This is a genomic window from Nocardioides sp. SRI_004 (assembly GCF_057586415.1).
Genome location: NZ_JBYCZV010000008.1, coordinates 1 through 23826, shown reverse-complemented (window position 1 = coordinate 23826; position 23826 = coordinate 1). Strand labels below are relative to the sequence as shown.

The window sequence follows — 23826 nt, the reverse complement described above, 5'->3', positions numbered from 1 at the left end:
GTTCACCGGACATGCACGGCCACCACAACGGTCTCAAGACAGCCGGTCTCCTCGGCGCGATCTTCGCGCTCCTCCTTGCCGTCGGCGGCCTGATCGCCGCGGCCACGGGCAGCTCGGCGTTCATCTGGATCTTCGCCCTGATCGGCGTCGGCACGACGGCGTACGGCTACTGGAACTCCGACAAGCTCGCGATCCGGGCCATGCACGCCTACCCCGTGAGCGAGGCCCAGCAGCCGGCGATGTACCGGATCGTGCGCGAGCTCTCGTCGAGCGCCGGCCAGCCGATGCCCGCGCTCTTCGTCTCCCCCACCCAGGCGCCCAACGCCTTCGCGACCGGTCGCAACCCCGAGCACGCCGCCGTCTGCTGCACCGAGGGCATCCTCGGGCTGCTCGACGAGCGCGAGCTGCGCGGCGTGCTCGGCCACGAGCTGATGCACGTCTACAACCGCGACATCCTCACCGGCTCCGTGGCGGCCGCCATCGCCGGCGTGATCAGCTCGGTCGCCCAGTTCCTGGCCTTCACCTCGATCTTCGGCGGCGGCAACGACGAGGACCGCCCCAACCCGCTGGTGATGGTCGCGACCGCACTCCTCGCGCCGTTCGCCGCGGCCGTCATCCAGATGGCGATCAGCCGGACCCGCGAGTACGACGCCGACGAGGACGGCGCCCGGCTCACCGGCGACCCGCTCGCGCTCGCCTCGGCGCTGCGCAAGCTGGAGACCGGCACCGCCCGGGCACCGCTGGCCCCGACGCCCGAGCTGCAGAGCGCGAGTCACATGATGATCGCGAACCCGTTCCGCGCGGCCGACGTGCAGCGCCTCTTCTCCACGCACCCGCCCATGGCGGACCGGATCGCGCGCCTCGAGGCGATGGCCGGCCGGCGCTGAGCGCCGCTCGGGTCGAGCCCGTCAGGCAGCGGAGGGAACGACCTCGCCGGTGCGGCGAGGGGTGATCGGGGTCGCGCCGACCAGCGCGGCCTCCTCGAGCGCCACGGCGTCGGCGACCTCCCGCAGGACGTCGGACAGGGGCATCTCGAGCGCGTCGCACAGGGACGACAGCAGCTCCGAGGACGCTTCCTTCTGGCCGCGCTCGATCTCGGAGATGTAGCCCAGGCTCACCCGTGCGGCACCGGAGACCTCGCGCAGGGTCAGACCGAGCTCGGTGCGGCGACTGCGAAGGATGTCACCGAGCGAGCGGCGGAACAACACCATCTCGATCTCCTCTCCTGGACCTTCCGGGCCCGGACTGACCGGGTCGTGGGACCAACGCTACCCGAGCCCCGAATCTTCCGCGGGCCGACTGTCCGAGCTGATCATGTCAGCCAGCACCGACAGGGCCTCGTCGACCGTCGCCTCCTGGATGGTCGCGCGGTCCCCGTCGAGCGCCAGCTCGACCGCCTCGACCCCGCCCGGGCCGGCGACGCCGACGAAGACGGTCCCGACCTCCTTGCCCTCCTGGCGCTCCGGTCCGGCCACCCCCGTCGTGCTCACGGCGTAGGTCGTCCCGAGCAGCCGCCGGACCCCGGCGGCCATCTCGCGGGCGCACTCGGCGGAGACGACGCCCTGCTCGTCCACCGTCGCCTGCGCGACGCCGAGCACCTCGACCTTGACCGGCGTCTGGTAGCTGACCACGCCGCCGGCGTACACGGCGGAGGAGCCCGGGACGTTCGTCACCCGTGCGGCGACCCGGCCGCCGGTGAGCGACTCGGCGGTGGCCAGCGTCGCGCCGAGGTCCTTGAGCAGTGCAACGAGATCGGCCGGTGGTCCCATGGCACGCATCGTGTCACGGGACCACCGGCCGTCATCGTCCGGTCGGCGCGGGGGCCGGGGTCAGCGGCGCACCACGAAGATGCTCGTGCTGGTGGACTTCGCCAACAGCGTGCTGCTGCCCAGGTAGCGGACGGTCACCGTCTTGGTCCCGATCGACGGGAACACCGGCAGCGTGACCGTCGCCTTGCCACCGACGAGGGTGACCGTGCGCGAGCCGAGCCCCGTCGCCGAGACCGTCACCTGGCCGGTGACCGCGACCCCGTCCGGGTTGGTGAGGGTGACCGCCACCTTGGCCCGGGTGGACTTCACGATGACCTTCGACGGGCTCGTGGTGACCGACATGTTGACCGGTCCCTTCGCCACGGCGGCCGTCTCGGCCGACGTCGCGACACCGTCGGTGTAGCCGTCCGCCGAGGCGGTGACGCGCACCGAGATCTTCTTGCCGACGTGCGCCCCGGTCAGCTTCAGCGTCTTCGCGGTCGCGTTGGCGATCGGGGTGCCGTTGGCCAGCCACTGGTAGGCGAAGGTGACCTCGGCCGGCGTCCACGTGCCGTTGGTCGCCGTCAGCGTCCGGCCGACCCGGGCGGTGCCGGTGACCGTCGGCGGGGTGTCGTTGACGACGGCCGCCGGCTCACCGGCGTCCACAGCGATGACGAGCTGCGACTCGGTGCCGGTGGCGGCGCCGACCAGGCTCAGCGTGACGTTGCCGTCCGGGGTGTCCTCCGGGAGGACGACGTCGACCGCAGCCGTGCCGTACTGGTCGTAGACCGCCGTGCCGATGGTGTTGTCGAGGGTCGCGGTGCCGATGACCTGGTCGCCGAGCTTGACCTGCACCTCGGTGTCCTTGACGTCGTCGGCCGTCGACATCGTCCACGAGGAGATGTCGAACTTCACGTGGTCACCCGGCACGTACGACGCCGGGGCATCGGCCGGGAGCTCGACCTCGACCGCGCGCTGGCCGTAGTCGACCGGGAGCGGCGTGTCCTTGTACTGCGCCATGTAGTCGACCATCGCCTCGAGGTCGACCTTGCCGGTGTCGGCCCTGCCCGAGCCGTTGGCGAACTCGAAGAAGTTGTCGCCGCCGGACGCGAGGAAGGAGTTGACCGTGACCGAGTACGTCGCACCCAGGTCGATCGCCTCACCGTTGAGCCACATCCCGGTGACCTCACCCTGGAAGGTCGCGGTGCCGCTGACGGTCACCGGCTTCTCCTCGTAGGTGTAGGTGAAGCCCTTCGAGACGCCGAGGCGCAGGAACGGGCGCGACGGGACGGCACCCGTGCTGGTGCGCTGCCACTGCTGCTCGAGGACGGTCTCGATCTGGGCTCCGGTCAGGTCCATGTTCACCAGGGTGTTGGCGAACGGCTGGACCACGGCGGCCTGCTTGTAGGTCAGGTCACGGACCGAGCCGTTGACCGTGCCCTTCATGTCGTCGCGGAGACCACCCGGGTTCATGAACGCGATCTGCGCGCTGCCGGACTCGGGCTTCTCGGTCGCCCAGCGCTGGACCTCGGCGACCTGGTTGCCCAGGGTCGACTCGCCACCGCGGTTCTCCGTGGTGCCGTTGGCCAGCTTGGCGCGGGAGAACGGACCCTCCATCTTGCCGAGGACCTGGGCCCCGAGCTCGTTGGCCTTGTTCTTCGCAGCCGTCACGATCGGGTCGATCGCCGGGTCGGGCAGGTAGCCGGTGCCGGCGATGCCGATGATCTCCTGGCCGACGGCGACCAGGTCACCGGTGCCGTTGTCGTAGGTGAAGACCAGCTGGTTGAGGTTCTGCCCGTACTGGCCCGCCGAGACCACCGGACGCTTGGTCACGGTGCGGCCCTCGGCATCCCAGTCGGCGACCGGGAAGGAGCAGTTGTAGGCGAGGTGCGTGTGGCCGGAGACGATCGCGTCCACGTCGGAGGAGACGTTCTGGGTGATATTGCCCCAGGTCGTGGCCTCGTCGGTGAACTGCGGCGAGGTGCAGCTGGTGGAGGCCGAGCCCTCGTGGACCAGCATCACCACCAGGTCGGCGCCGTTGGCCCGCAGGTCGGCGGCCTCCGCGTTGACCGAGTCGACGATGTCGGTGACCTCGATGTCGGCGATGCCGTCGGGCGAGACGAGGGCCGGCAGGTCCTCGGTGACCGCTCCGACGAAGCCGATCTCGACGCCGTCGACCGTCTTGATCCAGGTCGCGGGCACGGCCGGGTCGCCCGTGGCCTTCACCTTGAGGTTGGCGGCGATGTACTTCCACTGCGCGCCACCGAGCGGGTTCGTCTCGGCGTCGTACGGCGCCATGACCCGGTTGACGAGGTCGTCGTAGCCCTGGTCGAGCTCGTGGTTGCCCACGGCCGAGACGTCGAGGCCCGCGGCGTTGAGGGCGTCGATGGTCGGCTTGTCGTCCTGGATGAAGGACTCGAAGGTCGACGCACCGATCAGGTCGCCGGCGGCCACGAAGACCGTGTTCGGGTTGTCGGCCCGCAGCTCCTTGACCGCGCCCGACAGCACCGACGCGCCGGCGCTGTCGCCGCCCGAGGGCAGGATCCGGCCGTGGAAGTCGTTGGTGCCGACGATCTGGATCTTCTTGTACGAGCCGGTCACCTCCGGCACGTCGATGCCGATGATCTCCGGGTTGTGGTCGGAGGCCGCGAACGGCTGGTTCGGCTGCCAGAAGTCGGTGACGTTGTAGTTGTAGCGGCTGTACTGGAAGGCCACCGACTCGGCGGCGTTGATGTCCCAGATGTCCGCACCGGTCACCATGTTCAGCGCCGCGCTGTTGCCGAGCACGTGGTCGAGCGAGCCGCTCAGCCCGGAGAACGAGTAGCTCTCCTCGTTCTCGGTGGAGTCGATCAGCTCGAAGCCACCCTGCTCGAGGGCCCGGATCGGGTCCTCCTTCGAGTAGGAGTTGAAGTCGCCGGCGAGGAACACCGCGTCGATGTCGCGCGCCGCGGCGAACTCGTTGGCGAACTGCACCAGGCGGGTGGCCTGGCGGGTGCGGTCACCGTTGAACGCGCCGGTGTCGGCGTTGTTGGCGTTGTCGCCGGTCGCCGGCGTCTGGCTGTCGCCCTTCGACTTGAAGTGGTTGAGGATCACGGCGAAGGCCGCGTCGTCGAGGGCGCCCTTGGCCTTGAACGCCTGGGCCAGCGGCTCGCGGGCGTTGGCGAACTCGGTCGTGCCGAAGAGGATGTCCGACTGGCCGACCGGCTCGACGCTCGCCGTCCGGTAGATGAAGGCCGGCCGGATGACGTCCTGCTCGGTCACCGAGGCGGCCAGGGTCGCCTCACCGGGGCTGTGCACGAAGCGCCAGGTGCCGGCACCGGCCGCGTCGTTCAGCGCGTCGACCAGCGAGCGGAGGGCGTCGTCGCGGTCGGTCTCGCCGACCAGCTTGAGCGACGCCTCGACCTCCTGCAGGCCGACGATGTCGGCGTCGAGCAGGTTGATCGCGGTCACGATCTTCGCCCGCTGCCGCTCGAGGCTGGCCGTCGTCGCGGCACCGCGCGGGCCGTTGCCGGCGTTCACGCCGTTGGTGACCACACCACAGGTGTTGTTGGCGATCGGGTTGCCCTGGCGGTCCTCGTAGTAGGAGCACTGGGTGTTGACCGGCGGCGTCTGCGCGGCGCCGTTGGCGACGTACTGCTGACCGGTCGTGTTGAAGTAGTTGAGGACGTTGAAGGTGGCGATCTTCAGGTCGCCGCCGACCTCACGGGGCGCGGCGTTGGCCGGGCGGGTGTTCTCGAAGGTCGCGACCGACGCGCCGTCGTCGTAGACCGGCGAGGTGGGCTGGAAGCGCCACGTGTTGAAGCGGTACTCGAGGACGACCGGGCCGGTCAGCGTCGCCTCGGCACCGACGCGGATCGGCTTGGTCGGCGTCAGCCACGGCAGCGGCTGGTTCTTCGCGGCGGCGTTGGTCATGTAGTTGACCGAGGTGCCGTCGTCGAGGACGACGCCGCGGGCCGCGTTGTCGGCCTTGATCGCGTTGAGCAGGAAGGTGTTGCTGTCGCCGGCGTACTCGGTGGGCTGGCGCAGGGGCGTGTCGCCCGTGGCGAGGCCGACCTCGGCGAAGGTGTTGACGTTGTAGGAGCTGGTGACCGTGAAGTCGTCCGTCGGCGCGAGCAGCATGCCCTCCTGCGCCTCGCGGTCGGTCTCGGTGGTCGGGTAGGCGATCGCCAGCGGGGTCACCGGGTCGAGCGGGCTGCCGAGCTCGACCACGCCGCCGGCGGCGGGCACCAGCTGGGTGCTGCCCGCGAACTCGGCGACCTTGCCGGTCACCTCGACCGAGTCGCCGATCGCGACGCCCGCGGGCATCGCGTTCGCGCCGTAGACGAAGATCGCGTCCGACGCACCCGGGGTGCCGTCCGTGGCGCCACCGGTGCCGCCGGTCTGGATGTACATGCCGTCGAAGCTCGAGCTGGCGAAGGCCGGGTCCTTGTACATCGCGGTCACGACGCCGGTCGTGATGACGGTGTCGTCGACGCGCTCGGACGCCGGCCCGGTGCCCTGGATGGCCGCGATCGGGAGCTCCTCGGGAGCGGCCTCGACGGTGATCGTGAAGGTGACCGACTTCGTCGCCGCGGTCGGGGCGGCCGAGTCGGTGACCGTGGCCGTGACCTCGGAGGTGCCGACGGTGGTCGGGGTACCGCTGACGAGGCCCGCCGGGCTCAGCGTCACGCCGTCCGGCAGGGTGCCGCTGGTCAGCGACCAGGTGTAGCCGGGCGTGCCCCCGCTGGCCTGGAGCTGCAGCGACAGCGGGACGCCGACGTAGGTGTTGACGTCGGCCGGGTCGGTGGCGCCGAGCGCGTTCTCGTCGCGGTTGGTCGGCGTCGGCGCGCCCGTGGAGAAGTCGGCGCTGTTGTTGTCCGTGTCGGTGCCGGTCGCGTTGCGGAACGCGGACACCGTCCCCGAGAGGGCCGTGCCGTCGGCGGCCGACTCGAAGGTGTTCGCCGTGCCGTAGCCGACGGCGTCGACCACCCCGGTGGCGTTCTTGATGTCACCCTGCGGGAGTCCGGTGAGGTCGGCGCTCTGGTTGCTCAGGATGACGAGGCCCGAGCCCGAGCCCATGTTGATGCTGCCCGTCGCGTCGGCGACCGGCATCGGTGCACCGTTCGCCACGTTGCCGGCCCCTTGGACCAGGTAGTGGCCGTGCGCCGGGATCGACCCGGTCAGCGCGATCTTGTTGCTGATCGTGGCACCGGCCCCACGCGTCGCGCTTCCGTAGAACACAGCCCAACCGGTGAGGCTGACCTCGGCGTCGGTCGGGTTGTAGAGCTCGATGAAGTCGTGGGTGTAGCTCGACGCCGGGAGTGTGTCGGTCGCCGCGAACCCGCCAGCGCCGTACACCTCCGAGATGACCACGCCGGAGCCGTCAGGCTCGGCCTGCGCGGGCGTGGGAGCGAGGACAGCCAGCCCCGAGATTCCGAGGGCGGCACCGAGTGAACCGAACAGGAACTGCTTCGCTGAACGCATTGACTTCTTCCGGGGTCGACAAAGCGGCGGAGCGCAGTACTACCCGAGAAAGCGACTGCGAACGGAGGGGAAGGAGCCCGACCTTAGTTCGACCCACCCGCAGTCTGGCAAGGAGTTGAGAAAAACTCGTGCAACGTTTTGGTGAAGATCCGGTTCGGATTGCCGGATCCGGCCGCAGGGAACGCGGCCGCGGGGGTCAGGCCGCGGACGACTTCCGGATCACGTCGGCAGCGCGGCGGGAGGCGTCGTCCAGCGCGCTTGCCCGCCGCCCTACGACGAAGACGCGCTCGACCGGAGACTCGCGCGCTGCTTCCAGACGTCGCGGAAGAACTCGTAGCCCGACCAGAGGGTCAGCACGAAGGCGGCGAGGAGCAGGGCGATCGCGACGACATAGGTCACCTCGCCGGGCACGTCGAGCCAGCCGTCGACCTCGAGCAGGGGCAGGCTGAGCAGGCCGAGGGCGAGCGCCTGGGCGGCGGTCTTCCACTTCCCGCTCTGCGCGGCCGCGATGACGACCGCCTTGAGCACGGACAGGCGCAGGATCGTGACGGCCCACTCGCGGACCAGGACGACGACGGTGATGGCCCACATCCACCACGTGTCCATGATGATCGACAGGCCGATGAACGCCATCCCGGTGATCGCCTTGTCCGCGATCGGGTCCGCGATCTTGCCGAAGTCGGTCACCAGGTTGCGGGCGCGCGCGATGTCGCCGTCGACCTTGTCGGTGACCATCGCGACGAAGAAGATCGCCCAGGCGACGGTGCGCCAGGTGACGGAGTCGCCGCCGTCGTACAGCAGCGCCCAGCCGTAGAACGGCACCAGCACGATGCGCAGGGTGGTCAGCGCGTTGGGCAGGTTCCAGTTGCTCGGCCTCACCGGGGCCGGGGTCTCCCCCGTGCTGGTCTCGCTCATGCCCGTCCTCCTGCTGGTTCGGCGATCAGGTCGACGCCGTCGGAGGCAACGACGACCGCACGGACGAAGTCACCCACCTCGGCGTCCGGTACGCCGAGCACCCGGGTGGTGCCGTCGACCTCGGGGCCCTGCTCGGCGGCACGTCCCTCGACGGTGCCGTCGCCGGTACCGTCGGGGTCAACCTCCTCGACCAGGACCTCCACGGTGCTGCCGATCCGCTCCTCGGCCCGCTCGGCCGTGAGCTCGCCGACCAGGTCGTTGAGGTGCTGGACCCGGGCGTTGATCTCGTCGGCGTCGAGCTTGCCGTCGAGCTTCTCGGCCTCGGTGCCGTCCTCGTCGGAGTACCCGAAGACGCCGGTGACATCCATCCGCGCGGCGACGAGGAAGTCGCACAGGGTCTGGAACTCCTCCTCGGTCTCACCGGGGAAGCCGACGATCACGTTGGAGCGCACGCCCGCCTCGGGGGCCAGCGCGCGGACCTGGTCGAGCAGGGCGAGGAAGCTCTCCGGGTCGCCGAAGCGGCGCATCCGGCGCAGCACGGTCGCGCTGGCGTGCTGGAAGGAGAGGTCGAAGTACGGCGCCACACCCGGCGTCGTCGCGATCGCGCGGACCAGCCCGGGGCGGGTCTCGGCGGGCTGCAGGTAGGACACCCGGACCCGCTCGATGCCGTCGACCGCGGCGAGCTCGGGCAGCAGGGTCTCCAGCAGGCCGAGGTCGCCGAGGTCCTTGCCGTAGGAGGTGGAGTTCTCCGAGACGAGGAACAGCTCCTTGACGCCCTGCTCGGCCAGCCAGTGGGCCTCCTGCAGCACGTCGGAGGGCCGCCGGCTGACGAACGAGCCGCGGAACATGGGGATCGCGCAGAAGGTGCAGCGCCGGTCGCAGCCGCTGGCCAGCTTCAGCGGCGCCATCGGGCCACCGTCGAGGCGACGCCGGATCGCGGAGCGGCCCGGGATCGCGATGTCGACCTCCGTGCCGGCGAAGTCGGCGGTCTCGACGACCGCCTGCCGCTCGGCGGGGCTGATCGGCAGCAGCAGCCGCCGGTCGCGCGGGGTGTGCGGGTGCGGCTTCTCGCCGGCGAGGATCGAGCGCAGCCGCCCGGAGATGTCCTGGTAGTCGTCGAAGCCCAGCACGGCGTCGGCCTCGGGCAGCGACGAGGCCAGCTCCTCGCCGTACCGCTCCGCCAGGCAGCCCACCGCGACGACGGCCTGTGGGCGGCCCGACTCCTTGAGGTCGGCCGCCGCCAGCAGGGTGTCGATCGAGTCCTTCTTGGCCGCGTCGACGAAGCCGCAGGTGTTCACCACGACCGTGTCGGCGTCCTCCGGGTCGTCGACGAGGGTGAACCCGTCAGCCGCCAAGCGGCCGGCGAGCTCCTCGGAGTCGACGTCGTTGCGGGCGCACCCGAGGGTGAGCAGGGCAACCGAGACAGGTGTGGGAGTGCTGGTCATGTCCGGTCGAGGATACCGGCGAAGCGTCCCGGGGAGGGATTCGCGAGCCGCCGGGGTGACCTGCGCCTCAGGAGGCTCAGGAGCCCTTCTTCGGCGCGATGACCGTCTTCGTGACCTCGACGCCGGTGTCGCCGAGTGCCTTGGCGTCGGCACCGCCCACGGAGTACGTGACCGAGCCGTCGGTGCTGTAGATCCGGATCGGCGGGACCACCTTGAGCTCGCTCGACTGCCCGAAGGCGAGGTTGCCCTCGAAGACGATCTTGCCGTCGGCGTCGCGGACGTTGAGCGTCGCTCCCCCGCCAGCCGCGGTCAGGCGCAGCTTGACCGGGGTGCCCTTGGTGGTCATCTGGGTGATGCCGCCGCTCTGGTTGAGCACCGGCTCCTCCCCGACCGGCGCAGGGCCGCCCATCACCAGCCGGGCGACCGACCAGACCAGGACCGCGCCCATCACGGCCGCGATCATGACCGACCAGTTGCGACCGCCGCGGGTGCTGCGGATCGCGCCGCCGGTGCCCGTCGCCAGCTCGGACTCGAAGACCCGGCGCGGGTCGACCGGGGCGTGGGCGTAGCGCTCGTCGTACGACGCCACGAGCGGCGCCGCGTCGATCCCGAGGACCCGGGCGATGGTGCGCAGGTGGCCACGGGCGTAGAAGTCGCCACCGCAGGGGCCGAAGTCGTCGACCTCGATGGCCTCGATGACGTGCGGACGGATCCGGGTCCGCTCCGAGACCTGGTCGATCGTCAGGCGCAGCCGGTCGCGGGCCGCCTGGATCTCCGGACCGATGACCGGGTCGGGCGACGGGACGACCGCGAGGTCGTCGAGCACGACCGTGACCGACTCCTCCTCGAGCTCGACCGGCGCCAGCGGGTCGAGGGCGTCGATGGGTGCGCTCACGCGGGGGCGCTCGCTCGCGGGCATCTCGACCCGGGCCGACAGGACGGTCGCCCGGCCGGGCTCGACGGGCTCGACGGGCTCGCCGGGCTCGTCCGACTCGATCGCCTCGATCTCGCCGGTGTCCGCCTCGTCCATCGGGTCCACGTCGGGCAGCACGATCTCGTCGGTCGCCTCGGTGTCGTCGGGAGCGGCGTCGTCGGCGGTGTCGGCGTCGTCGGCGGTGTCGGCGGTGTCGGCGGTGTCGGTCGTCGAGGAGCGGCGGATCCACCCCATCCGCGAGCGCAGCCGGTCGACGTCGGCCTCGGGCTCGGGCGGGAGGACCAGCTCGTCGTCGGCGTCATCCAGCTCGTCCAGCTCGTCCAGCTCGTCGAGCTCGTCGGCAGGCTCGTCGTCGCGGCCGGTGAGGCCGGCCGCCACCCGAGCCGCGATCCCGCGGCGCTCACCCGGCGCACCGGAGTCGTCGCCGTAGAGGTCGCTCAGGCTCGGGACGGTACGACGAGGGGTCTCCTCCTCGACGCCTCCGGCGACGACCTCGACCACGTCGGCCCGGCCGTCGGCCAGGTCGGCGAGCACGTCGCTGAGGGAGACCGCCGACGCGCCGACCAGGCGGGTGGCCAGCGTCAGCGGGACCACGAGCTGCTGGTCGTCGTACCCGTCGACGAGGAGGTGGCCGTCACGGAACAGGCCGTGGCGGGGCAGGTGCTCGAGGCAGTCGATCTCCTGCCAGGCGACGCCGCGCCACTGGGCGCCCTGGCGCACCCGGACGCCGTGCTCGTCGGCGACGAGCAGCGGTGCGCGGCTGTCGGACAGCGAGGCGAGGTGCATGCCGGTGACGAGGGCGAGGACGCCGAAGGCCAGCCAGTCGAGGGCGGTGCCGCCGGTGAAGGCGCGCGCGGCGAACGCGACGGTCAGCAGGGCGGCGAAGCCGCCGACGCCGGCCGCGAGGCCGACATTGCGGCGTACCTCCACGGGCTGCCCGGCGACGGGGAGCGGTCGTTCTGCGGTCTCGGTCAGATCGGTCATCTGGGTCACGCCTCCCCCTGGATGGTCATGATCACGGCGTCGAGCTCGTCGGGCTTGACCAGGACGTCGCGTGCCTTGGATCCCTCGCTGGGTCCGACGACGCCCCGGCTCTCGAGGATGTCCATGAGGCGGCCGGCCTTCGCGAAGCCGACCCGGAGCTTGCGCTGCAGCATCGAGGTCGAGCCGAACTGGGTGGAGACCACGAGCTCGATCGCCTGGACGACCAGGTCCATGTCGTCGCCGATGTCGTCGTCGAGGACCTTGCTCGACGCCGCCGGGGCGGTGACGTCCTCGCGGTAGCTCGGCTCGAGCTGGGTCTTGCAGTGCTTGACGACCTGCTGGATCTCCGGCTCGGAGACCCACGATCCCTGGACTCTTATGGGCTTCGACGCACCCATCGGCAGGAACAGCCCGTCACCCTGGCCGACCAGTTTCTCGGCGCCCGGCGTGTCGAGGATGACCCGGCTGTCGGCGAGGCTGGACGTCGCGAACGCCAGCCGGGACGGCACGTTGGCCTTGATCAGGCCGGTGACGACGTCGACCGACGGGCGCTGCGTGGCGAGCACCAGGTGGATGCCGGCCGCGCGGGCGAGCTGGGTGATCCGGACGATCGAGCCCTCGACGTCGCGCGGGGCGACCATCATGAGGTCGGCGAGCTCGTCGACGATCACCAGCAGGTAGGGGTACGGCGTCAGGGTGCGCTCGCTGCCCGGCGGGACCTCGACCTTGCCCTCGCGGACGGCCTTGTTGAAGTCGTTGATGTGCCGGAAGCCGAAGTTCGCCAGGTCGTCGTACCGCATGTCCATCTCGCGGCACACCCACTCGAGGGCCTCGGCGGCCTTCTTCGGGTTGGTGATGATCGGCGTGATCAGGTGCGGGACGCCCTCGTAGGCGTTCAGCTCGACCCGCTTCGGGTCGACCATGATCATCCGGACCTCGTCGGGCGTCGAGCGCATCAGCACCGAGGTGATCATCGAGTTGATGAAGCTGGACTTTCCGGAGCCGGTGGCACCGGCGACCAGCAGGTGCGGCATCTTGGCGAGGTTCGCGACGACGAAGCCGCCCTCGACGTCCTTGCCGAGGCCCGCGACCAGCGGGTGGTGGTCGTTGCGCGCGACGTTGGAGCGGAGCACGTCGCCGAGGGAGACGATCTCCTTGTCGGTGTTGGGGATCTCGACGCCGACCGCGGACTTGCCGGGGATCGGGCTGAGGATGCGGACGTCCTCAGAGCCCACCGCGTAGGAGATGTTGCGCTGGACGCCGAGGATCTTCTCGACCTTGACGCCCGTGCCGAGCTCGATCTCGTAGCGGGTGACCGTCGGGCCACGGGTGTAGCCGGTGACCTGGGCGTCGATGTTGAACTCGTCGATGACCGTCTGCAGCCGGTCGACGACGTCGTCACTGGCCTTCGAGCGGGCACGGTGGGGGTCGCCGGCCTTGAGGGCGGCGGCGTCGGGCAGCGTGTAGACGATGTCGCCGGACAGGGCGAGCTGCTCCACCCGCTGCGGCAGGTCGGCGTGCGGCGGCGGCTCGAGCTCGCCGGTCTCGTCGGCCGGGGCGGGCGCGGTCCGGGCCGCGGCGCGGCGCTCGAGGGCGCTCATGCCGGCGTCGCTGAGGCCCGGCGTGGTCGGCTCGTCGTCGACGAGCGGGATGTCGATCGGCTCGAGGAGCTCCATCGACTCCTCGACGGACGGGTCGGGCTCCGCCTTCTTGCGGCGGCGCTTCTTCGGCTCGGTCAGGACCGGGCTGTCGTAGGCCGGGTCGCCCTCGCGCTCGAAGGCGTCGTCGAAGCGGTAGGCCTGCGTCTCGTCGCCGTCGGCGGCGTGGTGGCGTCCGAGCAGCAGGTCGCCGAGCTCGCGCAGCCGGTCCGGGACGCGGTACAGCGGCGTCGCGGTGATCACCAGGACGCCGAAGAAGGCCAGCAGGGCCAGCAGGCCGATGACCAGCGCCGGCGAGCGGAGCAGGTCGAGCAGGAGGGCCGAGACGACGTACCCGACGGCGCCGCCGCCGTCGCGCAGGGCGGTGGTGTCGCCCTGGGCCGGCTCGGGCGTGCCATTGGCGATGTGGACGATGCCGAGCAGGCCGAAGGAGAAGGCGGACCAGCCGATGATCTGGCGGCCCGCGGGGCCGTTGCCGACCGGGTCCCGCATCACGCGGTAGCCGGCGAGCAGCACCAGCAGCGGGACGAACCAGCCGATCTTGCCGACCGTGCCGGACACCGCCGCCCGGGTGAAGTCCATGACCCCGCCGGGGACCTCGAACCACACCGCGGTGGCGATGACCAGGGCGACCCCGCACAGCAGCAGGCCGAAGCCGTCGCGGCGCTGCTCGGGCTCGATGTCACGGGCGCCGTGCCCGATGCCGCGGGCGACCGCACCGATCGTGTGGGCGAAGGCCAGCCACAGGGCGACCACGCCCCGCCCGAGTGCGGTGAAGGCACGCAGCACCGGCCCGGGGCCGCTGCGGACGGCGCGCGGAGCCGGCCGCCGGGCCGAGTTCGACTTCTTGGCCGGAGGCTTCTTCTTGGTGGTCGTACTACGGGATCGCGAGCTGGTCGTCTTCTTCGCGCCCGAGCGTGAGGAAGGGGTGGTCCTGCTGCGCGACGCCGTCGGGGAAGACGTACGGGTCGCCATGCTCACAACCTACCCACAAGTCCCATGAGTCACAGGGACAACACGCGCGGGGGTTTCGGGGCTGCATGCAGCCGGCTCAGGCCTCCACGACCACCGGGATGATCATCGGCCGCCGCTTGTGGGTGTTGCTCACCCAACGGCCGATCGTGCGGCGCACCACCTGCTGGAGCTGGTAGGTGTCGGTGCTGCCCTCGTCCAGCGCGCGGTTGACGGCGTCGACGATCGGCTGCTTGATGCCCTCGAAGTCCGAGTCCGCCCATGCGTGGCCGCGGGCGTGGATCTCGGGGCCGGCGGAGACCTTGCCGGAGACCGAGTCGACGACCACGATCACGGAGACGAAGCCCTCCTCGCCGAGGATCCGGCGGTCCTTGAGCTCGGACTCGGTGACGTCGCCGACGGACTGGCCGTCGACGAAGACGTAGCCGCAGGCGACCTTGCCGACCACGGAGGCGACGCCGTCGACGAGGTCGACCACGACGCCGTCCTCGGCGTACACGACGTTCTCGACGCCGGTCTGCTTGGCCAGGTCGCCGTTGGCGAGCATGTGCCGGACCTCGCCGTGGACGGGCAGCACGTTGCGCGGCTTGACGATGTTGTAGCAGTAGAGCAGCTCGCCGGCGCTCGCGTGGCCGCTGACGTGCACCAGGGCGTTGCCTTTGTGGACGACGCGGGCGCCGAGGCGGGCCAGGCCGTTGATGACGCGGTAGACGGCGTTCTCGTTGCCGGGGATCAGGCTGGAGGCGAGGACGACGGTGTCGCCCTCCTCCAGGTGCACGAAGTTGTGCGTGCGCTGCGCGATCCGGGCCAGTGCGCTCAGGGGCTCGCCCTGCGAGCCGGTGGAGATCAGCACCTGGCGCTCGGGGGCCAGGTTGGCGAGCTCCTTGGCCTCCACCATCACGCCCGGCGGGACCTTGAGGTAGCCGAGGTCGCGCGCGATGGCCATGTTGCGCACCATCGAGCGGCCGACGTAGGCGACCTTGCGGTCGTACTTCACCGCGGCGTCGAGCACCTGCTGGACGCGGTGCACGTGCGAGGCGAAGCAGGCGACGATGATCCGCTGCTTCGACTCCGAGAACGCCTGCTCGAGCACCGGGGTGATCTTGCGCTCCGCGGTCGTGAAGCCCGGGACGTCGGCGTTGGTGGAGTCGGTGAGGAAGAGGTCGACGCCCTCCTCCCCCAGTCGCGCGAAGGCGCGGAGGTCAGTGATCCGGCCGTCCAGCGGCAGCTGGTCCATCTTGAAGTCACCGGTGTGCAGCACGAGGCCGGCGCCGGTGCGGATCGCCACGGCGAGCGCGTCCGGGATGGAGTGGTTGACCGCGACGAACTCCAGGTCGAAGGGACCGAACGAGATCCGGTCGCCCTCCTTGACCGTGTAGAACGGCGTCTGGCGCAGCCGGTGCTCGCGGAGCTTGGAGTTCACCAGCGCGAGGGTCAGCTCGGAGCCGACGAGCGGGATGTCCTCGCGCTCGCGCAGGAGGTACGGCGTCGCGCCGATGTGGTCCTCGTGGCCGTGGGTCAGGACCAGCGCCTCCACGGCGTCGAGGCGGTCCCGGATGGCCTCGAAGTCGGGGAGGATCAGGTCGACGCCCGGGTGGTGGTCGTCGGGGAACAGGACGCCGCAGTCGACGATGAGCAGCCGGCCGTCGTACTCGAAGACGGTCATGTTGCGGCCGACCTCGCCGAGACCGCCGAGCGGGATGACCCGCAGGCCGTTCTTCGGCAGCTTCGGCGGGGCGGAGAGCTCGGGGTGCGGGTGCGACATCAGAGGAGGCCCGCCGCCTCGAGACCGGCACGGAGGTCGGCGACCTCCGCGTCGTCGAGCGCGAGCAGTGGCGACCTCACGTGCCGGTTGGGCAGCACTCCGGCGAGCTCGAGCGCGGCCTTGGCGGTGGTGGCGCCGTAGTTGGCGACGCCCATGACCGCCTCGTAGGCCGGGATCAGCGTGGTGTGGATCCGCAGCGCCTCGGCGTGGTCGCCGGCGAGGAACGCCTCGATCATCGCCTTGAGCTGCGTGCCCGCGACGTGGCCGACCACCGACACGACGCCGACGGCGCCGTAGGCGAGGTAGCCGAGCGTGTTGACGTCGTCACCGGAGTAGACGGTGTAGCCGAGGTCGACCAGCTGCGCGGTGCGCGAGATGTCGCCGGTCGCCTCCTTGACCGCGACGACGCTGTCCCAGTCGGCCGCGGCGCGGTACGTCGCCAGGTCGATCTTGGTGCCGGTGCGGCCCGGGACGTCGTACAGCATCACGGGGACGGCCGTCGCGTCGACGACCTGGCGGAAGTGGTTGAGCACGCCGGGCTGGCTGGGCTTGTTGTAGTAGGGCGTGACGAGCAGGAGGCCGTCGGCGCCGACCTTCTCGGCCTGCCGGGCGAGCTCGACCGAGTGCCGCGTGTCGTTGGTGCCGACACCGGCGACGATCTTGGCCCGGTCGCCCACGGCGTCCTTGACGGCGGCGAGCGTCTCGCCGTCCTCCGCGCCGGTGGTCGTGGGCGACTCGCCGGTGGTGCCGGACACGACGATGCCGTCGTTGCCGTTGTCGACGAGATGCCTGGCCACCTTCTGCACCCCGTCCAGGTCGACGGAGCCGTCCTCGTGGAACGGCGTGACCATCGCGGTCAGCACGGTGCCGAAGGGTGCAGAAGTCATGCTGTCAGCCTATCGCCAAGGGGCCCGATGACCCGCCTCGCCGCCCCACGCGGGCCTCCCCACCCACTCGGTCACACGTGCGGCATGACCTCCGCGGCGACCAGCCGCAGGTGGTCGAGATCGGCCAGGTCCAGCACCTGGAGGTAGATCCGCTGGCTGCCGAGGTCGCCGAAGCGGCGGATCTTCTCGACCACCTCGTCGGGGGTGCCGGCGAGGCCGTTGACCCGCAGCTCGTCGACCTCCCGGCCGATCGCCTTCGCCCGGCGCGCCACCTCGGCCTCGTCCTCGCCCACGCACAGCACGAGCGCGTTCGACCAGGCCAGCTCGTCGGGGTCGCGGCCGATCTCCTCGGCCGCCTGCCGCACCCGGCCGAACTGCACCGCGGTGAACTCCTCGTCGACGAAGGGCAGGTTGAACTCGTCGGCGTAGCGCGCCGCCAGCGCCGGCGTCTTGCGGGCGCCCGTGCCACCGATGAGCAGCGGTACGCCGCCGGCGTGGCCGCCCGTCTGGACCGGCTTCGGCAGCGCCGGGCTGTCGGCGAGCTGGTAGTGCGTGCCGTCGAACGCGTAGCGCCCACCCACCGGCGTCGACCACAGGCCGGTGATCAGCTCGAGCTGCTCGGCGTACCGCTCGAAGCGCTCCTTCGTGTCCGGGAACGGGATCCCGTAGGCGGTGTGCTCCTGGGTGAACCACCCGGCGCCGATCCCCAGCTCGACGCGGCCGCCGCTCATCTGGTCGACCTGCGCGACCTGGATCGCCAGCACGCCGGGGTACCGGAAGGTGGCGCTCGTCATCATGGTGCCGAGCCGGATGGTGCTCGTGTCGCGGGCGAGGCCGGCGAGCGTCGTCCAGGCGTCGGTGGAGCCGGGCAGCCCGTCGCCGCTCATGTGGAGGTAGTGGTCGCTGCGGAAGAAGGCGTCGAAGCCGAGCTGCTCGGCCTCGAGCGCGACGGCCAGCAGGTCGTCGTAGGTGGCACCTTGCTGGGGTTCGGTGAAGACGCGGAGCTCCATGGCCCCAGCCTTCCAGCACCGTCCAACCGCGTCTCGTGACGGTCGCTGCTCGACCTCCTCGACGACCGTCAGGCCCCTGACGAGCCGCCGCAGGCGAAGACCCGCTCCCACCACACGATGGTGAAGCCCTCGCGGGGCTCGCGGCGCACCTCGTTCCAGCGCCCGCGGCTGAACTCCGGGTAGTGCGTGTCGCCCGCCGGCGACATCGGGATCTCGGAGATGACCTGCTCGTCGGCGTACGGCAGGGCGGCGGCGTAGACGTGCGCTCCCCCGCCGATCATCACCTGCCGGTCGGCCGGCTGGTCGCGCAGGAGGTCGTCGGCCAGCTCCAGCGCCTCGGTGATCGAGTGGGCGACCTCCACCCCCTCCGCCGTGTACGACGGGTCGCGGGTCAGCACGATGGTGGTCCGGCCGGGCAGCGGCCTGCCGATGCCCTCGTGGGTGGTCCGGCCCAGCACCAGGACGTGGCCGAGGGTGGTCGCCTTGAAGTGGGCGAAGTCCTCGGAGATCTTCCACGGGATGTCCGCGTCGGCGCCGATGACACCGTTCTCGGCGACGGCGGCCACCATCGTGACCCGCCGCCCGGCAGGGGTGCTCATACCGCGATCGGGGCCTTGATCGCGGGGTGCGGGTCGTAGCCCTCGACGCTGATGTCCTCGAGCTCGAAGGCGTCGATCTCGGTGACCGCGGGGTTGAGCAGCAGCTTGGGCAGCGGCCGCGGGTCGCGGGTCAGCTGGAGTCGGGCCTGCTCGAGGTGGTTGGAGTAGAGGTGCGCGTCGCCGAGGGTGTGCACGAAGTCGCCGACCTCGAGGCCCGCGACCTGGGCGACCATGTGGGTCAGCAGCGCGTACGACGCGATATTGAACGGCACGCCGAGGAAGACGTCGGCCGAGCGCTGGTAGAGCTGGCAGCTGAGCCGGCCGTCAACGACGTAGAACTGGAAGAGGCTGTGGCACGGCGGCAGCGCCATGTCGTCGACCTGGCTGGGGTTCCACGCCGAGACGATGTGGCGCCGGCTGTCGGGGTTGGTGCGGATCTGCCGGATCACCTGCGCGAGCTGGTCGATGTGGCCGCCGTCGGGGGTGGGCCAGGAGCGCCACTGGGCGCCGTACACGGGGCCGAGGTCGCCGTTCTCGTCGGCCCACTCGTCCCAGATGGTGATGCCGCGCTCCTGCAGCCAGCGCACGTTGGTGTCGCCGCGGAGGAACCACAGCAGCTCGCCGAAGACCGAGCGGGTGTGGATCTTCTTCGTGGTGACGAGCGGGAAGCCGGCGGTCAGGTCGAAGCGCATCTGGTGACCGAACACGCTGAGCGTGCCGGTACCGGTGCGGTCACCCTTCTCGGCGCCCTCGTCGAGGATCCGCTGGACGAGGTCGAGGTACTGGCGCACGACGTCAGCCTAGTTCGGGGACGGAGCTCAGAGCGTGACCGTCCCGTGAATCGTGCTGAGGGTGTCGCCGCCGACCCAGATCGTGCCGTCGTCGGCCGTGGTGACGTGGACGCGTCCGCGGCGGCCGAGCGCGGTCCCCTGCGCCGCCGTGTACGACGCCGGGAGCACGCCGCCCGCCAGCCACTGCGCGAGCGAGGCGTTCAGCGAACCGGTCACCGGGTCCTCGGTGATGCCTGCGGCGTGGGGCACGAACGCGCGGACCTCGACCGCGCACTCGGAGCCCTCGGGCCACGGGCCGACGACGCCGACGTCGACCGGCAGGGTCATGAAGTCGGGTGTCAGGGCGAGGACGTCCTCGGCCGAGGCCAGCCGGACGCCGACCCAGCCGGGACCGTTGTCGGCCCAGGCGATGTCGAGCACGTCATCGCGGGCGATGCCGAGGGCGACGACGATCCGCTCCACCAGCTCGTCCTCGACCGGGCCGGAGCGCAGCAGGTCGGGCGCGGCGAAGGCCAGCCGGCCCTCGGACTGCCGCAGCTCGACGAGCCCGACGCCGCACTGCTGCACCAGCCGCTCCCCCGCCGGCACACCGCCCGCCTCGAGCCAGGCGTGGGCCGAGCCGAGCGTCGGGTGGCCGGCGAACGGCAGCTCCATCGACGGGGTGAAGATCCGCAGCCGGTAGTCGGCGGCGGGGTCGGTCGGCGCCAGCAGGAAGGTCGTCTCGCTGAGGTTGGTCCAGCGGGCGAAGGCCTGCATCTGCGCGTCGGTGAGCCCCTCGGCGTCGTGGACGACGGCGACGGGGTTGCCGAGCATCGGCTCGGCGGTGAAGACGTCGACCTGGCGGAAGGGGCGCGAGGCGGCGCTCATGCCGAGAGCGACATCGGGCCGTAGACCTCGCGGTCGGCCTCGAAGAGGGTCACCTGCGCGACACCGGCCTCGGCCAGCTCCTGCCAGGTCTCGCCGACCCACGACTCGGCGTCGCCCTGGCTCGGGAAGGTCTGGTCGGCCAGGTCACCGGAGACGGCGACCTCGGCGCCGCTGGCGTCCTCGAGGCGCCAGCGCCAGGGCTGCTCGGTCGGCGGGCGGAAGCTGGAGGAGCCGGGCTGCTCAGGGAGGTTCATGGCTCAAGCCTCCCGCACCGACGGCTGGACGAACGGCGGCTTCGTCACCTGGAAGACCTCGCCCCGGCCGCGGACGTCGACGGTGACCTCGCCGTCGTCGGCGACGACGCTGGAGAGCAGCGCGAGGGCGATGCCCTTCTTGAGGGTCGGCGAGAAGGTGCCGGAGGTGACCTCGCCGAGCAGCACGTCCGGCGAGAGGCGGACGCCCATGTGCGGGCGTGGGATCGCCCGGCCGGTGGAGACCAGGCCGACCAGCTTGCGGCGGGCGCCGGCCTCCTTCTCGGCGAGCAGCTTGTCGCGTCCCCAGAAGGCCGGCTTCTTCCAGCCGACCGCCCAGCCGAGGCGGGCCTCGTTGGGGGTGATCGACGGGCCGATGTCCTGGCCGTGGAGGGGGTAGCCCATCTCGGTGCGCAGCGTGTCGCGGGCGCCGAGGCCCGCCGGCACCAGCCCGTGCGGCTCACCGGCGGCCATCAGCGCGTCCCACAGCGCGGGGGCGACGGCGCTCGGCGCGATCAGCTCGTAGCCGCGCTCGCCGGTGTAGCCCGTGCGGCACACGATGACCAGCGAGTCGGGGTCGGGGTCCGCGTCGCCGGCCTCCCAGGGCGCCTCGACGAAGGTGAGGTACTCGTGGCCGACGGGCAGGCCCACGCCGGCCACGACCTCGTCGGCCTTCGTGCCCTGGACCGCCAGCACGACGTAGTCGCGGTGGTGGTCGACCACCTCGACGCCCGCGGGCGCGGCCTCGACGAGGCGGCGGCGTACCTCCTCGTTGTTGGAGGCGTTCGGGACCACCAGGACGTGCTCGTCGTCGCGGTAGTAGGTGAAGACGTCGTCGACGATGCCGCCGGTCGCGTCGTCCACGACGAGGCTGTACTGCGCCTTGCCGGGGCCGATCCGGTGCAGGTCGTTGGTCAGCGTGGAGTTGAGGAACTCGACGGCGCCCGGGCCGCGCACGACCAGCTTGCCGAGGTGGCTGACGTCGAAGATGCCGACGCCCTCGCGCACCGCGGTGTGCTCCTTGACGACGCCGGTCGGGTACTCCAGCGGCATCAGCCAGCCGCCGAACTCCGAGAACTTGGCGCCCAGCGCCTCGTGCCGGTCGTGGAGCGGGGACTGCAAGGGGGTCGCATCGGCCATGCGTCGGAATCTATTGCATCGGCCGGTCGATATCCTGCGCCGGTGACGACCTTCGCACTGCGCACCGCCAGCCCCGCCAAGACCAAGGCGGAGGCGGTCGTGGTCGGCGTGCGGCCCGACGGCACCCTGGCCGCAGGCGCCGAGGACGTGGCGGCGGCGTACGGCCGCAAGCTCGGGGGCCTGCTCGCCACCGTCGGCGCGAAGGGTCGTCCGGGCGAGGTCGCGAAGGTCCCGACCGGCGGCACGATCGCCTCTCCCCTGCTGGTCCTCGTCGGCCTCGGCGACGACGTCGACGCCGCAGCGGTACGACGGGCGGCCGGCAACGCCGCGCGCGCGGTGACGAACGCGGCGTCGGTCGCCCTGGCCCTGCCCGCCGACAGCCCCGAGCTGGTGCGGGCGGTCGTGGAGGGCTACCGGCTGGGCGGCTACGCCTTCACGTCGTACAAGAGCAAGCCGGGGACGCCGACCACGCCGGCCGAGATCGTCGTGCTGACGCCGTCGGCCAGGAAGGCCGAGATCGCGGCCGCCGTCGAGCCGGCCCAGGTGGTCACCGACGCGGTCGTCGCGACCCGCGACTGGGTCAACACCCCGCCCGCCGACCTGACCCCGCCGCTGTTCGCCGACGCGATCGTGGCCGCGGTCGAGGCCGCCAACAAGGACCTTCCCGCCGGGTCGCGGATCAAGGCCGAGGTCCTCGACGAGGCCCGCCTGGCCGAGCTCGGCTGCGGCGGCATCCTCGCCGTCGGCGCCGGGTCGGCGGCTCCCCCGCGCCTGGTCGAGCTCAGCTACGCCCCCAAGGACGCGGTCGCCCACGTCGCCCTCGTCGGCAAGGGCATCACCTTCGACTCCGGTGGCCTCTGGATCAAGCCCGCCGCCAGCATGACCACGATGAAGGAGGACATGGCCGGCGCCGCCGCCGTCGTCCAGGCCACCATCGCGGCCGCCCGGCTCGGCCTTCCCGTCCGCCTCTCCGTGTACGCCGCCCTCGCCGAGAACATGGTGGGCGACGCCTCCATGCGCCCGGGCGACGTGCTGACGACGTACGACGGCACCACCGTCGAGGTCAGCAACACCGACGCCGAGGGCCGGCTGGTGCTGGCCGACGCGTTCGGCCGCGCGGTCGAGGCGGAGCCCGACGTGCTGGTCGACATCGCGACCCTGACCGGGCACATGGTGCTCGCGCTCGGCGACCGGATCGCCGGTGTGCTCGGCGACGAGGCCGTGGTCGACGAGGTGCTCGCGGCGGCTGCCGCGGCCGGCGAGGACGCCTGGCCGATGCCGATCCCGGACTACTACGACTCCCGGATCCGCAGCAGCACGGTCGCCGACCTCGCGCAGTACGACGGCATCCGGTGGGGCGGCGGCATCTTCGCCGCGGCCTTCCTCCGGGAGTTCAACGGCGGGCTGCCGTGGGCGCACCTCGACATCGCGGGGCCGACCTTCAACAAGGGCGGCGGCAACGGCTACCTCGCCCCGGGCGCGACCGGCTACGGGGTCGCGACGCTCCTGGAGTTCATCCGAGGTCGCGCCGGTCGCTGACGCCGTCGCGAGCGGCGTGAGGCGCGTGCGCTCGCAAGGCGCGGGCGCGAAGGCATGCTGGACGCACGTCGAGCGTCTGCAACGACGCGAGCGTGCGCGCGTCGCGACGCGCAGCAGGCGCCAGCGACCGGCGGGACCTCACTGGTCGCGCCGCAGCTGCTCCTTCTGCGCCTGCCTGACCCGGGAGTTGTAGTCGCGCATCCGCTGCGGGACGCCGACCACCGCCGCGTCGTACGACGGGACCTGGTGGCGGTTGCAGAAGTCGTGGGCCCACTTCACCGAGGGCACCCGTCGGCGGGTCCACTCGCCATCGTGGGCGACGAGCAGCAGGGTGACCTCGCTGACCGCGGTGCGCGGCTCGACGAAGCCCTCGACGCCGCGACGCTCCTGCACCCACGTGCGCAGGTGCTCCTCGTCGCCACGGCCGGCTGCGCGCACGCGTGTGGAACCGGTGCGTGCGTCCCCCGTGGGGTTACTCATCCGTAGCCTTGATCCGCCACGGAAGCGGTCGAACAAACCCATGCCACAAGTGTGCCCGAACCGCGGGTGGCCCGTTGCCAGTTGCAACACCCGGGGTGCAAGGATGGCTCCCATGGCGACCGAAGTCACTCTCCCCGCGCTCGGTGAGTCCGTCACCGAAGGCACCGTCACCCGCTGGCTCAAGCAAGTCGGCGACCAGATCGCGATCGACGAGCCGCTGCTCGAGGTCAGCACCGACAAGGTCGACACGGAGATCCCGTCGCCCGTTGCCGGCACGCTGATCGAGATCCGGGCCAACGAGGACGACACGGTCGAGATCGGTGCCGTGCTGGCGGTCGTCGGCGAGGCGGGCGAGTCCACCGGCGCCGCGCCGGCCGC

Annotated in this window: 19 protein-coding genes; 3 read left to right on the top strand and 16 right to left on the bottom strand. The window is 71.4% G+C overall.

Annotated features, from left to right (window positions below; translation table 11 throughout):
* The first annotated feature begins 11 nt into the window (after positions 1–11).
* Entirely contained in the window at positions 12–887 is an 876-nt protein-coding gene (gene htpX / locus AC2YHB_RS12390; protein WP_036544855.1) for a zinc metalloprotease HtpX, read from the top strand.
* Between the two features lie 21 nt (positions 888–908).
* Here htpX and AC2YHB_RS12385 read toward each other — a convergent pair whose 3' ends face one another.
* The 15 genes from AC2YHB_RS12385 to gcvT form a co-directional block, all read right to left on the bottom strand.
* A complete protein-coding gene (locus AC2YHB_RS12385) occupies positions 909–1217 on the bottom strand; it encodes a helix-turn-helix domain-containing protein (RefSeq protein ID WP_444547295.1) in 309 nt (102 codons plus the stop codon).
* A gap of 51 nt (positions 1218–1268) precedes the next feature.
* A complete protein-coding gene (locus AC2YHB_RS12380) occupies positions 1269–1769 on the bottom strand; it encodes a CinA family protein (protein ID WP_179651781.1) in 501 nt (166 codons plus the stop codon).
* A 60-nt stretch (positions 1770–1829) separates the two neighbouring features.
* Complete coding sequence (locus AC2YHB_RS12375; RefSeq protein WP_179651782.1) at positions 1830–7211, bottom strand: ExeM/NucH family extracellular endonuclease; 5382 nt, start codon at positions 7209–7211, stop codon at positions 1830–1832.
* Positions 7212–7481: 270 nt separating this feature from the next.
* Positions 7482–8126, bottom strand: coding sequence for a CDP-diacylglycerol--glycerol-3-phosphate 3-phosphatidyltransferase (pgsA, locus tag AC2YHB_RS12370; RefSeq protein ID WP_179651783.1), 645 nt, complete (start codon positions 8124–8126; stop codon positions 7482–7484).
* Positions 8123–9571 carry a 30S ribosomal protein S12 methylthiotransferase RimO gene (gene rimO / locus AC2YHB_RS12365; protein WP_179651784.1) on the bottom strand — a complete coding sequence of 483 codons (1449 nt, stop codon included), beginning with the start codon at positions 9569–9571 and terminating at the stop codon, positions 8123–8125. Before rimO ends, pgsA begins: the two co-directional genes overlap by 4 nt.
* A gap of 76 nt (positions 9572–9647) precedes the next feature.
* Positions 9648–11489 (bottom strand): helix-turn-helix domain-containing protein, encoded by a 1842-nt coding sequence (locus tag AC2YHB_RS12360; protein WP_218864784.1) that lies wholly within the window; start codon positions 11487–11489, stop codon positions 9648–9650.
* Positions 11490–11494: 5 nt separating this feature from the next.
* A complete protein-coding gene (locus AC2YHB_RS12355) occupies positions 11495–14122 on the bottom strand; it encodes an FtsK/SpoIIIE family DNA translocase (protein ID WP_179651785.1) in 2628 nt (875 codons plus the stop codon).
* Between the two features lie 76 nt (positions 14123–14198).
* A complete protein-coding gene (locus tag AC2YHB_RS12350; protein ID WP_179651786.1) occupies positions 14199–15884 on the bottom strand; it encodes a ribonuclease J in 1686 nt (561 codons plus the stop codon).
* Positions 15884–16771: a 4-hydroxy-tetrahydrodipicolinate synthase gene (gene dapA, locus AC2YHB_RS12345; RefSeq protein ID WP_036544844.1), complete on the bottom strand. Its 888-nt coding sequence runs from the start codon at positions 16769–16771 to the stop codon at positions 15884–15886. Before dapA ends, AC2YHB_RS12350 begins: the two co-directional genes overlap by 1 nt.
* Positions 16772–16842: 71 nt before the next feature.
* A complete protein-coding gene (locus AC2YHB_RS12340) occupies positions 16843–17781 on the bottom strand; it encodes an LLM class F420-dependent oxidoreductase (RefSeq protein WP_487354037.1) in 939 nt (312 codons plus the stop codon).
* Between the two features lie 68 nt (positions 17782–17849).
* Positions 17850–18380 (bottom strand): dihydrofolate reductase, encoded by a 531-nt coding sequence (locus AC2YHB_RS12335; protein WP_487354036.1) that lies wholly within the window; start codon positions 18378–18380, stop codon positions 17850–17852.
* Positions 18377–19171 (bottom strand): thymidylate synthase, encoded by a 795-nt coding sequence (locus tag AC2YHB_RS12330; RefSeq protein WP_487354035.1) that lies wholly within the window; start codon positions 19169–19171, stop codon positions 18377–18379. The genes AC2YHB_RS12335 and AC2YHB_RS12330 overlap by 4 nt, the downstream gene beginning before the upstream one ends.
* A 27-nt stretch (positions 19172–19198) precedes the next feature.
* Complete coding sequence (locus tag AC2YHB_RS12325) at positions 19199–20038, bottom strand: PhzF family phenazine biosynthesis protein (protein WP_487354034.1); 840 nt, start codon at positions 20036–20038, stop codon at positions 19199–19201.
* Positions 20035–20292, bottom strand: a complete 258-nt coding sequence (locus tag AC2YHB_RS12320; RefSeq protein WP_051932191.1) for a hypothetical protein — start codon at positions 20290–20292, stop codon at positions 20035–20037. The genes AC2YHB_RS12325 and AC2YHB_RS12320 overlap by 4 nt, the downstream gene beginning before the upstream one ends.
* A gap of 3 nt (positions 20293–20295) precedes the next feature.
* Positions 20296–21429: a glycine cleavage system aminomethyltransferase GcvT gene (gene gcvT / locus AC2YHB_RS12315; protein WP_179651794.1), complete on the bottom strand. Its 1134-nt coding sequence runs from the start codon at positions 21427–21429 to the stop codon at positions 20296–20298.
* Between the two features lie 42 nt (positions 21430–21471).
* Between gcvT and AC2YHB_RS12310 the strand changes: the two genes are divergently transcribed.
* Positions 21472–22968, top strand: coding sequence for a leucyl aminopeptidase (locus AC2YHB_RS12310; RefSeq protein WP_179651796.1), 1497 nt, complete (start codon positions 21472–21474; stop codon positions 22966–22968).
* A 138-nt stretch (positions 22969–23106) separates the two neighbouring features.
* Here AC2YHB_RS12310 and AC2YHB_RS12305 read toward each other — a convergent pair whose 3' ends face one another.
* On the bottom strand, positions 23107–23406 hold the full coding sequence (locus AC2YHB_RS12305) for a hypothetical protein (protein WP_036544829.1): 300 nt from the start codon (positions 23404–23406) through the stop codon (positions 23107–23109).
* A 154-nt stretch (positions 23407–23560) separates the two neighbouring features.
* On the opposite strand from AC2YHB_RS12305, the gene AC2YHB_RS12300 reads away from it, so the two are divergent.
* Positions 23561–23826 (top strand): biotin/lipoyl-containing protein (locus AC2YHB_RS12300; RefSeq protein ID WP_487354033.1); only part of this gene is annotated, 266 nt, incomplete at its 3' end.